The 13,468-nt window shown below is 68.7% G+C and carries 14 protein-coding genes; 12 read left to right on the forward strand and 2 right to left on the reverse strand.

Annotated features, from left to right (window positions below):
* The first annotated feature begins 110 nt into the window (after positions 1–110).
* The 5 genes from F4561_RS00270 (at position 111) to folE (ending at position 5,985) form a co-directional block, all read left to right on the forward strand.
* Positions 111–1,247: an Rv3626c family coenzyme F420 biosynthesis-associated protein gene (locus tag F4561_RS00270; protein ID WP_184582960.1), complete on the forward strand. Its 1,137-nt coding sequence runs from the start codon at positions 111–113 to the stop codon at positions 1,245–1,247.
* Between the two features lie 46 nt (positions 1,248–1,293).
* Complete coding sequence (tilS, locus tag F4561_RS00275) at positions 1,294–2,265, forward strand: tRNA lysidine(34) synthetase TilS (protein WP_184573561.1); 972 nt, start codon at positions 1,294–1,296, stop codon at positions 2,263–2,265.
* Positions 2,266–2,383: 118 nt separating this feature from the next.
* Positions 2,384–2,938 carry a hypoxanthine phosphoribosyltransferase gene (hpt, locus tag F4561_RS00280; protein WP_184573563.1) on the forward strand — a complete coding sequence of 185 codons (555 nt, stop codon included), beginning with the start codon at positions 2,384–2,386 and terminating at the stop codon, positions 2,936–2,938.
* 354 nt (positions 2,939–3,292) lie between these two features.
* Entirely contained in the window at positions 3,293–5,362 is a 2,070-nt protein-coding gene (ftsH, locus tag F4561_RS00285) for an ATP-dependent zinc metalloprotease FtsH (RefSeq protein WP_184573565.1), read from the forward strand.
* Between the two features lie 38 nt (positions 5,363–5,400).
* Positions 5,401–5,985, forward strand: coding sequence for a GTP cyclohydrolase I FolE (gene folE / locus F4561_RS00290; protein ID WP_376773685.1), 585 nt, complete (start codon positions 5,401–5,403; stop codon positions 5,983–5,985).
* Positions 5,986–6,244: 259 nt separating this feature from the next.
* On the opposite strand, the gene F4561_RS00295 is transcribed toward folE, so the two are convergent.
* Positions 6,245–7,966 (reverse strand): BCCT family transporter, encoded by a 1,722-nt coding sequence (locus F4561_RS00295; RefSeq protein WP_184573570.1) that lies wholly within the window; start codon positions 7,964–7,966, stop codon positions 6,245–6,247.
* 306 nt (positions 7,967–8,272) lie between these two features.
* Here F4561_RS00295 and folP point away from each other — a divergent pair, with 306 nt between their 5' ends.
* The 6 genes from folP (at position 8,273) to F4561_RS00325 (ending at position 11,596) form a co-directional block, all read left to right on the forward strand.
* Positions 8,273–9,178: a dihydropteroate synthase gene (gene folP / locus F4561_RS00300; protein WP_184573572.1), complete on the forward strand. Its 906-nt coding sequence runs from the start codon at positions 8,273–8,275 to the stop codon at positions 9,176–9,178.
* Complete coding sequence (locus F4561_RS00305) at positions 9,175–9,612, forward strand: nuclear transport factor 2 family protein (protein WP_184573574.1); 438 nt, start codon at positions 9,175–9,177, stop codon at positions 9,610–9,612. The genes folP and F4561_RS00305 overlap by 4 nt, the downstream gene beginning before the upstream one ends.
* Position 9,613: 1 nt before the next feature.
* Positions 9,614–10,027, forward strand: coding sequence for a dihydroneopterin aldolase (gene folB, locus F4561_RS00310; RefSeq protein WP_312885076.1), 414 nt, complete (start codon positions 9,614–9,616; stop codon positions 10,025–10,027).
* Positions 10,027–10,554 (forward strand): 2-amino-4-hydroxy-6-hydroxymethyldihydropteridine diphosphokinase, encoded by a 528-nt coding sequence (folK, locus tag F4561_RS00315; RefSeq protein ID WP_184573578.1) that lies wholly within the window; start codon positions 10,027–10,029, stop codon positions 10,552–10,554. The genes folB and folK overlap by 1 nt, the downstream gene beginning before the upstream one ends.
* Before the next feature lie 26 nt (positions 10,555–10,580).
* Positions 10,581–11,072 (forward strand): DUF3180 domain-containing protein, encoded by a 492-nt coding sequence (locus tag F4561_RS00320; protein ID WP_184573580.1) that lies wholly within the window; start codon positions 10,581–10,583, stop codon positions 11,070–11,072.
* A 347-nt stretch (positions 11,073–11,419) separates the two neighbouring features.
* Positions 11,420–11,596, forward strand: coding sequence for a hypothetical protein (locus F4561_RS00325; RefSeq protein WP_184573582.1), 177 nt, complete (start codon positions 11,420–11,422; stop codon positions 11,594–11,596).
* 213 nt (positions 11,597–11,809) lie between these two features.
* On the opposite strand, the gene F4561_RS00330 is transcribed toward F4561_RS00325, so the two are convergent.
* On the reverse strand, positions 11,810–12,616 hold the full coding sequence (locus tag F4561_RS00330) for an MBL fold metallo-hydrolase (RefSeq protein WP_246437112.1): 807 nt from the start codon (positions 12,614–12,616) through the stop codon (positions 11,810–11,812).
* 310 nt (positions 12,617–12,926) lie between these two features.
* On the opposite strand from F4561_RS00330, the gene F4561_RS00335 reads away from it, so the two are divergent.
* Entirely contained in the window at positions 12,927–13,466 is a 540-nt protein-coding gene (locus F4561_RS00335; protein ID WP_312885077.1) for a PH domain-containing protein, read from the forward strand.
* Positions 13,467–13,468 lie beyond the last annotated feature (2 nt).

Below are 13,468 nucleotides of genomic sequence, written 5' to 3' on the forward strand. Positions count from 1 at the left end.
CGGCGAACCGGTTTCGGCGGCATCCCCGAGGGGCCTACCCTGAGCCGACCCGGAAATCCGCGGGGGACCCGGTGAAACGGCATTTCAATGGGTACTGTGAGGGCGTGAGTTTGATCGACTGGGATGTAGCCGTCAATACCGGGACCCGCCTCGTGCGGCCCGGTCCCCAAGTGAGCCTCGCGGACGCCCGCGAAGCCGTGACCCATCTCCGCGAGCTTTCGGTCACGGCGCAGGGCCACGTGCGCGAGTTCACCGGAATGAACTCCCTCGAACCGGCCGGACCAGCGGTCATCGTCGACCGTCCCGGCTGGATCAAGGCCAACGTCGACGGGTTCCGGGTGGTCCTGGAACCCCTGATTGACCGCCTGGCCTCGGAGCGGAACCTGAACAGTGCCGCGAGCGGCACCCTCACCTCAGCGGTGGGGTCCCGTGTCACCGGGGTGCAGCTCGGTGCGGTGCTCTCCTACCTCGCCGGGCGGGTGCTCGGCCAGTACGAGCTGTTCCTGCCGCCCGACCCCGACGGCACCGCGCCCACGGGTCGCCTGACCCTGGTCGCGCCGAACATCGTGCACGCCGAGCGGGAGCTCGACGTCGACCCGCGCGACTTCCGGCTGTGGGTGTGCCTGCACGAGGAGACCCACCGCACCCAGTTCACCTCGTCCCCCTGGTTGCGCGAGTACGTGCAGGAGCAGATGCAGGAGTTCCTGCTCGCCTCCGACATGGACGCCTCGGCCTTCCTTGAGCGGCTGCGCTCCGCTGGTGAGGCGGTCGCCGAGGTCATGCGCGGGGGAGAGGGCAACCTCATCGACGCCTTCCAGAGCGAGGGGCAGAGCGAGATCCTGGACCGGATCACCGCGGTCATGACCCTGGCCGAGGGGCACGGCGACTATGTGATGGACGCCGTCGGCCCCGAGGTGGTCCCCTCTGTCGCCGAGATCCGCCGCCGCTTCCAGCGCCGCCGCGAGGGCGCGAACCGGATCGACAAGATCATCCGGCAGCTCCTCGGCCTCGACCTCAAGATGAAGCAGTACGAGGAGGGTGCCGCGTTCGTGCGCGAGGTCGTCGCCAAGGTCGGCATGGACGAATTCAACCGGGTGTGGGAGTCCCGCGAGACCCTCCCGACCATGGAGGAGATCCGCAATCCCGAGGCGTGGGTGAACCGCGTGGTGCGCCCCGTGCCGCTGCCCGAAGGTAACGGTCAGGTGCTCGGCAAGCCCGACATCACCGATTCAACGCCCAACGAGTGACCCGCCGGCGGGCGGGCCACGGTGCGTCCGCCGGTAGTTTTCGGTTATGACCGGACCTCCACCCGCGGTCGCCGACGTGCGGTCCGCCGTCCGGCGGGCGCTCGCTGACCTGGACGCGGGCGACCTGGTTGCCGTCGCGTGCAGCGGTGGGGCCGACTCGCTCGCGCTCGCCGGGGCCACCGCGTTCGTCGCGCCGCGGATGGGGCTGCGTGCCGGCGGTATCACGGTTGACCACGGTCTGCAGGCCGGTTCGGCGGAACGCGCGGACGAAGTCCGCGCGACCCTGGAGGGGCTTGGGCTCGGCCCGGTGCGCGCGGTGCGCGTGGCAGTGGGCGACGGCGGCGGACCCGAGGCGGCGGCGCGCTCCGCGCGGTACGCCGCGCTCGACGACACCGCGCGCGGCATGGACGCGAGGGCGGTCCTGCTCGGCCACACCCGCGACGACCAGGCCGAGACGGTGCTGTTGCGGCTGGCCCGCGGTTCGGGAGCCCGCTCGCTCGCCGCGATGCCGCTGTCCTCGGGCCGCTACCTGCGGCCGCTGCTCGACCTCGACCGCTCCACCGTGCATTCGGCGTGCGAGCTGATGGGGCTCGCCGCATGGCAGGACCCGCACAACGTCGACCCCGCCTATGCCCGTTCTCGTGTCCGGCACGAGGCGCTGCCGTGCCTGGAACGCACGCTCGGCCCCGGTATCGCCGGGGCGCTGGCCCGCACGGCCGGACTGCTGCGCGACGACGCCGACGCCCTCGACTCCTGGGCCGAGAACGCCGCGGAGAACGCCGCGTGCGGCCGCGGCGAATTGGACGTGCTCGTGCTCGCCGAGCTGCCGCGCGCCGTCCGGACCCGGGTGCTGCGCCGCGCGGCGATAGCCGCGGGCTGCCCCGCCGGGGCTCTGGCGGTCGGGCACGTCGCCGAACTGGATCGGCTGGTCACCGAGTGGCGCGGACAGGCGCACGTGGACCTGCCCGGTGGGTTGCGCGGGCGGCGCACCGGGGGGCGGATCACGATCGCGGTGTGACCGGCGGAACCGTACCGGCCGCCCGTAGACCAGCCTCGAAGCGGCTCTATGCTGGTGAGCGTCCGGAGCAACCGGGACAACCGGGACAACCGTCGGCCGAGCAGCGAGGCAGTGAAGCGTGGACGCCAAAGATATGGGCGATGACCTGGAAAAAGTTCTGATCTCCGAGGACCAGATCAAGGTCCGGAACCAGGAGATAGCCACCGAGATCGACGCCGACTACGCCGACAAGGACCTGCTGCTCGTCGGCGTGCTCAAAGGGGCCGTCATGGTGATGGCGGACCTCTCACGGGAACTTCACCACCCCTGTGCCATGGACTGGATGGCGGTTTCGTCGTACGGAGCGGGGACGACGTCGTCCGGCGTGGTGCGGATACTGAAGGACCTCGACATGGACATCAAGGACCGCAATGTCCTGATCGTCGAGGACGTGGTCGACTCTGGTCTCACCCTGTCCTGGCTGGTGGGTAACCTGAACTCGCGAGGGCCCGCCTCAGTCGAGATCTACGCGATGGTGCGCAAACCGCTCGCGTTCGATGTTGACCTGAAGATCAAGTACGTTGGCTTTGACCTCCCCAACGAGTTCATCGTCGGCTGCGGGCTCGACTACGCCGAGAAGTACCGGAACCTGCCGTTCATCGGCACGCTCGCACCGCACGTGTACGGGAACTGAGGAGGCGCCGTGGCCGCTGGGGGCCGTGCCGCGTCGGCGTGCTCCGTGCGCCGGGAACAATGGGGCGGCCCGTGCGCGTTGGTGTGGTGACGCAGTACGGCTGGCGTCGACCAGACGCGAATGCGTGTGGTCGCAAGGGGGTGTACCGTCAATTATCCCCGCAGCATCGTAGGGAATACATGTCCGATAGGTCCCGCTTCCAGCGGCCGTAGGGGCGCACTGAGGGGGCAGCGGAAACCGGCCGCGAAGCACCTTTTCGCGCCCGTCCGCCTACCCACCCGGTCAACTATCCCCGCGGGTGTTCGGAGCAGGCCGCCTGGTCAGGAGGGACGGACCCAACGGGGTTCCGTATAGATGAATCTCAAGCGTTTGTACCGTGGGCCGTGGCCGTGGATCCTGGCCATTGGCCTCCTGCTCTTTGCTGTCTTCCAGTTCACCAACCTGGGTGGCGGGGCCGACCCGGAGAAAACCGACACCTCGAAGGTATTCAACCTGATCGAGAACGATCAGGTTGACAACGCCCAGCTCATCGACAAAGAGCAGCGGATCGAGCTGACCACCGTCGACGGCGAGGTCTACGAAGCGTACTGGGTCGAGGGCCAGGGCTACGATCTCGCGAACGAGCTGCAGAGCCTGGAGGAGGGCGACAGCAACCTCGGCTCGTATGACGTCGAGGTGCCGCAGGACAGTATGTTCGCGTCGCTGATGTTCAGCCTCCTGCCGCTGATCATCATCATCGCCATCTTCCTGTTCATCATGAACCAGATGCAGGGCGGCGGCTCGCGGGTGATGAGCTTCGGCAAGTCCAAGGCCAAGCTGATCACCAAGGACACCCCGAAGAGCACGTTCACCGACGTCGCCGGGGCCGATGAGGCTATCGAGGAGCTCCACGAGATCAAGGAGTTCCTGGAGAACCCGGCCAAGTTCCAGTCCATGGGCGCCAAGATCCCCAAGGGCGTGCTGCTGTTCGGTCCTCCCGGAACCGGTAAGACACTGCTGGCCAGGGCCGTGGCGGGCGAGGCCGGAGTGCCGTTCTACTCGATTTCCGGATCGGACTTCGTCGAGATGTTCGTCGGTGTCGGCGCCTCGCGAGTGCGCGACCTCTTCGAGCAGGCCAAGGCGAACGCCCCCGCGATCATCTTCGTCGACGAGATCGACGCCGTCGGCCGCCACCGCGGCGCCGGAATGGGCGGCGGGCACGACGAGCGCGAGCAGACGCTGAACCAGATGCTCGTCGAGATGGACGGCTTCGACGTCAAGAGCGGCGTGATCCTCATCGCCGCGACCAACCGTCCCGACATCCTCGACCCCGCGCTGCTGCGCCCCGGCCGCTTCGACCGCCAGATCGTCGTCGACCGTCCCGACATGGAGGGCCGCAAGGGCATCCTGCAGGTGCACGCGAAGGGCAAGCCCATCGCCAGCGATGTCGACTTCGACGTCATCGCCCGCCGGACGTCCGGGATGACCGGTGCCGACCTGCAGAACGTGGTGAACGAGGGCGCGCTGCTCTCGGCCCGGGCGAACCGGAACGAGATCGACATGGTCACCCTCGAAGAGGCGATCGACCGTGTGATGGCCGGCCCCGAGAAGAAGACGCAGGTGATGTCGGACGCCGAGAAGAAGGTGATCGCCTACCACGAGGGCGGCCACGCCCTGGTGGGCCACGCGCTTCCGCACGCCGACCCCGTGCACAAGATCACCATCCTGCCGCGCGGGCGCGCGCTGGGCTACACCATGTCGGTGCCGATGGAGGACAAGTTCCTCACCTCGCGCTCGGAGATGATGGACCAGCTCGCGATGATGCTGGGCGGGCGCGCCTCCGAGGAGATGGTGTTCCACGAGCCCACCACCGGTGCGGCCAACGACATCGACAAGGCCACCAGCGTGGCGCGCAACATGGTGACCGAGTACGGGATGAGCGAGCGCCTCGGCGCTCGCAAGTTCGGCAGCGGCAACAGCGAGCCGTTCCTCGGCCGGGAGATGTCGCACTCGCGCGAGTACTCCGAGGAGATCGCCTCCGTCATCGACGAGGAGGTGCGCCGGCTGATCGAGTCCGCGCACGACGAGGCGTGGGAGATCCTGGTCGAATACCGCGACGTGCTCGACGACCTCGTGCTGAACCTGCTTGAGAAGGAGACCTTGTCCAAGGAGCAGGTCCTGGAGATCTTCGCCCCCATCGAGAAGCGCCCCTCACGCGGCTCGTACAAGGGTTACGGAAAGCGGCAGCCCTCCAGCCAGCCGCCGGTGAGCACGCCCAAGGAGCTCGCGGTAATGGGGCCCAAGGACGTCGAAGAGCTGACCGGCAACGGCCAGGGCGACTGGTCCGGCGGCGACGCCTGGCCGGCCGGATCCGAGGCCAACGGGCAGGGCAACGTCAACGGTGAGGCCGGCGTCGGCGACGACGACTCCAGGGATCAGGCGTGAGCGCCCACGAGGAACCGGCCGAGCTTGACCTCCCGCTAGTGAGCCCCACCGGCGGGCGGGTTGACCATCCCAGGATCGAGAAGGCGGTCCGCGAGATCCTGCTCGCCATAGGTGAGGACCCCGACCGCGACGGCCTGCGCGAAACCCCGGCCCGGGTCGCGCGGGCCTACGAGGAGCAGTTCGCGGGGCTCGACCAGCGGCCCGAAGATGTCCTGACCACCGTGTTCGAGGCCGGGCACGAAGAAATGGTGCTGGTCAAGGACATCGAGCTGTACTCGACCTGCGAGCACCACCTAGTGCCGTTCTACGGCAGTGCGCACGTCGGCTACATCCCGAACAACAAGGGCCAGATCACCGGGCTGTCCAAGCTGGCCCGCCTGGTCGACGTCTATGCCCGCCGGCCGCAGGTGCAGGAACGCCTCACCTCCGAGGTGGCCGACGCGATCCAGACCACGCTCGAACCGCGAGGCGTGATCGTGGTCATCGAGGCGGAGCACCTCTGCATGACCATGCGCGGGGTGCGCAAACCCGGCGCCAAGACGGTCACCTCCGCGGTCCGCGGCGACTTCCGCAACCGCGACCGCACGCGCTCCGAAGCCATGAGCCTCATCCTGGGGCACTAGTCAGAGAGCGTTCTCCCCGTGTCCTGGTGGCCCAAGGGGCAGGCGTGATCGATGAGCTCTGCGGCGTATTGCCGTAGGAGTCGGCTACCGAGCCGAGCGAGGCCGCGATGCCGGCTTGCTCCGGGCGCTCGCCTAGCGTGGCCATCGATGGACCTCCCGTACGGTTCGCTCGCGAGTTCCTGCACGGAGAAGTCGCTGTCAGGCTCGCTGCCTGTTGCGGGTGGGCATGCTCACCCGCCTCCTCGTGGTGTGCCTGGACTCAGCCTCCACTGGAGGGGCCTTCCTTGTCTTCGGGAGCTTCGGAGGCTCTGGACTCGTCCTCGGTAGCTTCGGAGGTTCTGGACTCGCTTATCGGCTCGTGCTCGCTGAGATCGTGCCGGCGTGCTGCAGTGGTCGCCATCCACGCAGCCGAGGGCGCTGCGGCGACCGGCTCGCGGTACAGCGCGCGACTGAGACCGATGCTCAGGAACAGCAGCACCACGGCGAACGGCAGTCCGGCGGCGATCGAGGCTGCCTGCAGCGCGTCCAGTGCGGTCGATCCGCCCACCCAGAGCAGCACCGCCGCCACGGCGCCCTCGGTGACCGCCCAGAACAAGCGCTGCGCTCTGATCGGATGGGGGTCGCCGCCGTTGGTGAGCATGTCGACCACCAACGAGCCCGAGTCCGACGACGTGGCGAAGAACAGCGTGACCACGAGAACCGTGAGCAACGAGACCGCTATAGCGGCAACCGTGCCGAGCGGCAGTTCATTCACCAACAGGAACATCGCCTGTTCCGGGGCGCTGCCCCCGATGTCCACGCGCCCGGCGAGCTGGTAGTAGAGACCGGTGCCGCCGAGCACAGAGAACCACACGATGGAGGCGGCCACCGGCGCGAGCAACGTGCCGCCGATGAACTGCCGCAGGGTCCGCCCGTAAGAGATGCGGGCGATGAACATCCCCACGAATGGCGACCACGACATCCACCAGCCCCAGTAGAACAGTGTCCACCCGGCCTGCCAGCTCGCTGCCTGGCTCTGCGTCTGCGGGTGGAACACCTCGAAGCTCGTGCCCACCAGGTTCTGCAGGTAGAAACCTGTGTAGTTCGCGAGGCCGGTGAAGATGTAGAGCTTCGGCCCCACGGCGAAGATGATGACCATCAGCAGCACGGCGAGCCCCAGGTTGAGCACCGAGAGCCTGCGGATGCCCCTGTCGATGCCCAGCATTACGCTGACCACCGCAATCGCGGTAATCAGCGCGATGATCAGCACCTGCACTGTCGGATTGATCGGGATCCCGAACACTTCCTCGAGTCCGGCGTTGACCTGCTGGGCCCCGAACCCGAGGGAGGTGGACAGCCCGAACAGGGTGCCGAACACCGCCAGGATGTCGATCAGGTTGCCGACCCACCCGTAAATACGGTCACCGATCAGTGGGTAGAAGCCTGCTGCGGGGCGTAGTGGGAGATTCCGCCGGAAACAGAAGTACCCCATGGACATTCCGAGGACGATGTAGATCGCCCACGGGTGCAGTCCCCAGTGGAAGATGGTGAGGCTCATCGCCTCGGTGGCTGCCTGGCTCTCGCTAGTCGCGGCGATCGGCGCGTTCTGCATGTGGAAGGGTGCCTCGTAGACGCCGAAGAACACCAACCCGATGCCCATACCCGCGGTGAACAGCATGGCGAACCAGGGCAGCGTCCGGTACTGGGGCCTAGAGTCGTCCGGGCCGAGCCGCAGGCGCCCGTAGCGGCTGAGCATTACCGCTAGCACGAAGACCAGGAAGAACGTCGCTATCAGGATGTAGAACCAGCCGAAGTTCGTGGTGATGAACTCCAGCGCGGCGGCCGCGGCTGAGCTCGTGGCGTCGGTGAACGCCAGGCCGGCGATCAGGAACGCGAGGATGATCACGACCGAGATGCCGAATACGGCAGGGTTCGTGTGCGTCCGCACGTACCTGCTGATCGCGTTGCCGCTCGTCTTCTCTTGGTTGTCCGGTGCCGGCATGACTGATTCTCCCCTCTCGCCCTCGAAGTCAGTCACGCGTGGACACGTCACACGAACCGGCCGAAGTGTGGCTAGATCCTTACGGCCTGCTGCCCGACGGTGATGCGGTGGAAACTCCCCCAAGGGCGAGGCAGGTTCGGGACCGCACCCTGTTCGGTGAACACAGGGGCATCATCACCCGCACCCGCCAGCAAGATACGGCGCCAGCACCGTCGTGCGCCGGCGTACTCACCATCTCCGGCATGGCCCGTTCCGCGCCGATCCGAGGGTCGCAGCGCCAGGCCCCTGTCTCGTAGGGTTGACGGCATGACGTCGACGTACAAGCCGCCGGGTCTACCCGAGCGGGGCCGATGCCTGGTCATGGGGGTCGTAAACGTTACCCCCGACTCGTTCTCCGACGGTGGAGCGTGGTTCGACACCGGGCGGGCGATCGAGCACGGCCTGAGCCTCGCCGAGTTGGGAGCCGACATCATCGATGTCGGCGGCGAGTCCACCCGGCCCGGGGCGCAGCGGGTCTCGCGCGACGAGGAGATCCGCCGGATCGGCCCGGTCGTTACGGAACTGGCCCGGCACGGCGTTCCCGTCAGCATCGACACCATGCGCGCCGAGGTGGCCGAGCACGCCGTGGACGCGGGTGCGGTCCTGGTGAACGACGTCAGCGGCGGACTCGCCGACCCCTCCATGGCGCGGCTGGTCGCCCGGACCGGGGTGGCCTACGTGCTGATGCACTGGCGCGGCCACAGCCACGAGATGCAGAACCGCGCCGTGTACGCCGACGTTGTCAAAGAAGTCCACGACGAGCTGCGTGAGCGCCTGGAGTCGATGGTCGACGAGGGGGTCGAACCCCACCAGATCGTTCTCGACCCGGGCCTGGGTTTCGCCAAGCGCCCCGAGGAAGCCCACAACTGGGCGCTGCTCTCCCATCTGGACACGTTCCACGCTCTCGGGTACCCGCTGCTCGTCGCTGGCTCCCGGAAGCGGTTCCTTGGCCGGCTGCTCAGCGACGCCGAAGGCAACGACCGCGAGTTCGCCGAGTGCGACGACGCCACGGTCGCGCTCACCACACTGTCCGCTGACCGCGGTGCCTGGTGCGTCCGGGTGCACAACGTCCGCCCCAACGCCGACGCGGTGCGTGTCGCGGCGGCCTGGCGTACGGGCGGCGCGCAGCTCGACCAGGGGCGGGCCGGCCCTATTGGGCGGAGCGGCCCGTGAGCGCCCGCCAGGAGGTCATGGACCGGGTGGCCGAGGTCAACGCCCAGTTCTACGAGGCGATCGAGAATGGCGACCTCGACCTCATGCAGCGGGTCTGGGCCGATGAGGACGACGCCCCCGATCTGGTGTGCGTGAACCCGGGCTGGCCGCTGCTGCGCGGCCGCGCGGAGATCATGCGTGCGTGGGCGCTGTTCATGGCGAACGTGCCCTACATCCAGTACGTGTTGACCGAGACCACCATTGGCGTGAGCGGCGAGACCGCGATGGTCACCTGCGAGGAGAACGTGCTCACCGCCGAGGAGGACACCCCCGGGTTCATCGCCGGCGGCCAGGTGGTCACCACGAACTTGTTCGTGCACACCGCGCACGGCTGGCGCATGTGGTCGCACCACGCCTCGCCCGTGCTGCTCGATGACGCTGACGAAGAGGAGTGAGGTGACCGGTACCAGGGAGCGGGAAGACGAGGCGCGCCGCTCGGACCGCCCGGACCGCCTGGACCGGATCGCGGTGCGTGGGCTGCGCGCGTGGGGTTACCACGGGGTGCTGGAGCAGGAGCGCCGCGACGGCCAGACGTTTGTCGTCGACGTGGTGCTGGGAGTGGACTCCCGCGAGGCCGCGCGTACGGACGATCTCGCGCACACGGTCCATTACGGTGTCCTGAGCGAACGCCTGGTCGGTGCGGTCGCGGGCGAGCCGGTGGCCCTCATCGAGACGCTGGCGCAGCGCCTCGCGGACACCTGCCTCGCCGAGACCGCGGTACACGAGGTGGAGGTGACCGTGCACAAGCCCGACGCCCCGATTCCGCACGAGTTTTCCGATGTCACCGTCACGATCGTGCGGGAGCGCTGATGGCCGCCTCCACCGTCGCCCGCCGGGCGGTGCTGTCGCTGGGCAGCAACCTGGGCGAGCGCATGGACCACCTGCAGGGCGCGGTCGACGCGTTGTTCGACGCCGACGGGTTGACGCCGGTGGCGCTGTCGCCGGTATACGAGACGGCTCCGGTGGGCGGCCCGGACCAGGGCGCGTACCTGAACGCCATCGTCGTGGCCGACAGCGCGCTCGACCCGGATCTGCTGCTGGAACGCACGCAGAACGTGGAACTGGCGTTCCACCGCGAGCGCGAGGTGCGTTGGGGGCCGCGCACCCTGGATATCGACATCATCACCTACGGCGACGAGGTCCGTGACTCCCCGGCGCTCACCCTGCCGCATCCCCGCGCGCACGAACGAGCGTTCGTGCTGCGCCCGTGGGCGGACGCCGATGCCGAAGCCGCCATTCCCGGGCGGGGGAGCGTGCGGTCCCTGCTGGACGAGGACGAAGTCGCGGGACAGCACCTGCGCCGGCGCGACGATCTGGTGCTGCGCGCGCCGGAGTGACCATTACGAGAACCGGCTGGGAGCACATGGACAAGCAGTCGCACCAGGGCAGCATGCAACCGACCGGCTGGCGGCTTCCGCTGGGGATCATCCTGGTCACTACCATGCTCGCCTACATCGTCGTGGACCAGGCCTATGGGAACCTTCCCCTGCTCCCGTGGACAGCGATCCCCACACTCGCCCTGCTCGCCGTGGGAGAGGCGATCACGGCCGTGCACACCCGCCGCCGGATCCGCCGGGTGCCGGGAACGGAGCCGGTCGAGCCGTTGAGCGCCGCGCGCCTGCTCGCGTTGGCAAAGGCCAGCGCGCTCCTCGCGTCGCTGGTGATTGGCACGTTCGGGGGGATGGCACTCGCTTTGCTGAGCCGGCTGCACGCGCCGGCCTCGCGCGCTGACGCCCTCACCGCTTCCGGGACGCTCCTCGCGGGAGGCCTACTGCTGGGGGCGGCGCTGTTCCTGGAGTACGCCTGCCGTGTCCCGGACGAGGGTAGGGGCGAGGAGCAGTCCCGGGACGAGTAGCCGCGCACCATTCCCGCCGGGGGCGCGTTCTGGATTGGCGATGCGGGCGGGTGGTCGGACCTCCGGCGATGGCGGCGGGTGGGCCGGGTTGGTGCCCATCGGTGCTGGCGGTGGATGGTGGCGCGGCCAACGAGGGCAGCGAAGGCAGCACATGGCCTGGGGCGGTGACTGTCGATGCGGTGGGCGGATGGTTGCGCGCGCGACGAGAGCGGCGACGGCGCATGATCGGGGGCGGCTGCCCGGTCTCGTCCGGCGCGCGGCCCGGGAGCCCGCTGCCCGCCCTCGCGTGTCTGGTAAGTCCGAATTGCGGGCATTCTGAGTACCGATCTTGAGGATTCCGTTCCTTCTTGCGCTCGGGAAGGAACGAAAAGCTCAAGATCGGCGGCGATGAGCAGGCGCGAACGCGCGGAAAGCAGCACCGCACCGCGCCGTTCCGCACCGAACCTGACCAGGGAGACACGTTCAGCGCCGAGAATGACTCCCCGGACACCTTCGACGCGCCCACCGCCGGATGGAAGCATTGACACACTCCCCTGGCCATCCCGCACCCTCGCCGCACCGTTACACGCGCCACCATCGGGCACCAGTAGCGATTACCGAGGGCTGGCCCATCCGGCGTCGTTGGTGCCCTCGTTAGCCGCGCAACCGCCCGTTGTCCGGGCCGAGCACCGCCAATCCGGGCCCTCCGCCATCGTCGCCGCCTCCGTTGGGCGCGTGACCACCCGCCCACATCGCATCTAGGCCGGTTTGGGGGCCAGCGCGCGGAACTGGGCGGCGTCGTGGGCGCAGAACACCTCGACCTCGCTGCCGTGCATGTGGCGCAGCCGCCGCAGCATGCGCTGGTTGTGCCGCCGCAACACCCCGTTGGTCTGCGAGAGCGTCTCGAAGAACGCCATGCCCGCCGGAACCCGCGCCCGCGGGTCGAGCCGGCCGCGGTGGAGGAAGGCGTCGCCGGCGTGCAGCAGCCAGCCCTGTTCCGGCCCGCCCGGCTGGATGGCCACCCCGACATGGCCGGTGGTGTGCCCGGCCAGCGGGATCAGCGCGATGTCGGCTTGGAGGCCGCTGAGCGGGCGCACCGAGTCGAAGCCGAACCAGCGTTCCCCGCCGTCGAACTCGTGTACCCGCCACTGGGGGCCGTGCTCCCAGGCCCATGGAATGTACCGGCGCCGTTGCAGGCGCGTCCCGGAGGTGGCGGCTCGCAGCTCGGGGCCGTGTACGTGCACCAGGGCGTCGGGGAAGTCGGCCAGGCCCGAGCTGTGGTCAATGTCGAGATGCGTGAGCACGATGTGCCGGACGTCGGCGGGGTCGAAGCCGAGTGCCCGCACCTGCGCGGCCGCGGTCTCGGCCGGGTCCAGCACGGGTCGGGTTCCCATGAACCTCCGTCCCAGGCGCTGGCGCGGGTCCTGCAGAGCGTGGGTGCCCAACCCGGTGTCGACCAGGACGAGCGCCTCGTTGGTTTCGATGAGCAGGCAGTGGCAGACCAGCTCGCCGGACTCGCGGAACCCTCCCTGCCCTTCGGCCAGCCGCCGCATGGGAGGTCGCATCGTTCCGCAGTTGAGATGATGCACTCGCATTGTGGCCTCGCGCTCGCATAGGCGGACGGAATCTCATCGTAGGCTCCGGGCTCGTCTTCTCAACGGTTGTCCGCGGATCGATCGGCAACCGGATCCGGGCTCGACGGGTACGAAAGCCCATGGCGCCCCATGGATCGCCGTATGGTCCACGCGTCCCGCAGGATTGGCGCAGGGATGATTGACTGGAATCGTGGAGTTTGCCGCTTCTGACCAATCAGCTTCACCGGCCGCCACCGATGCGGGACCCGAGGGCTCCGCCGGGGACACCGGAGCGCAGCGCGTGTCCGCTGCCGGTCCGGACACGTCACCGGCCACCGCGCAGTCCGCGGTGGCCGCGGCGTTCGCCGCGCCCGTGGGCACGTCATGGATGCGGGTTTCACCGCTCCTCGCGTGGTACCGCAGGCTACTCGTGCTCGCCATCCTGCTGCCGGCCGCCGCTCTGGGGGGAGTGGCCGTCGGGCTATGGTGGAGCTGGCCGTGGGCGGCCGTGCCGGTCGGGTTGGCCGTGCTTGGGGGCGCGGCGGGCTGGCTGGCTGCGCGATCGGAGGCGCGGTCCTGGGGGTACGCCGAAGGCCGCACCGACTTCTATCTGACCTATGGCGTCATCGTGCGCCAGTTGATCGTCGTCCCTTATGGGCGTATGCAGGTGGTCGACGTCACATCCAACCTGTTGGAGCAGGCGCTGGGGCTCGCGACCGTCCGCGTCCGGACGGCGGCGACCACCGCCGATACCCGGATTCCCGGCCTGCGGTTCGACGACGCCGTGCGGTTGCGCGACCAACTGGCCGCACGAAGTGAAACGTTCTCAACGGGGCTGTAACG

The organism is Lipingzhangella halophila (genome assembly GCF_014203805.1).
Taxonomy (GTDB): Bacteria; Actinomycetota; Actinomycetes; order Streptosporangiales; family Streptosporangiaceae; genus Lipingzhangella; species Lipingzhangella halophila.

Coding starts and splice junctions, on each gene's coding strand:
- tilS (WP_184573561.1), top strand. CDS start 1,294: ATGACCGGACCTCCACCCGCGGTCGCCGACGTGCGGTCCGCCGTCCGG.
- ftsH (WP_184573565.1), top strand. CDS start 3,293: ATGAATCTCAAGCGTTTGTACCGTGGGCCGTGGCCGTGGATCCTGGCC.
- F4561_RS00295 (WP_184573570.1), bottom strand. CDS start 7,966: ATGCCGGCACCGGACAACCAAGAGAAGACGAGCGGCAACGCGATCAGC.
- folP (WP_184573572.1), top strand. CDS start 8,273: ATGACGTCGACGTACAAGCCGCCGGGTCTACCCGAGCGGGGCCGATGC.
- folK (WP_184573578.1), top strand. CDS start 10,027: ATGGCCGCCTCCACCGTCGCCCGCCGGGCGGTGCTGTCGCTGGGCAGC.
- F4561_RS00320 (WP_184573580.1), top strand. CDS start 10,581: ATGGACAAGCAGTCGCACCAGGGCAGCATGCAACCGACCGGCTGGCGG.
- F4561_RS00330 (WP_246437112.1), bottom strand. CDS start 12,616: ATGCGACCTCCCATGCGGCGGCTGGCCGAAGGGCAGGGAGGGTTCCGC.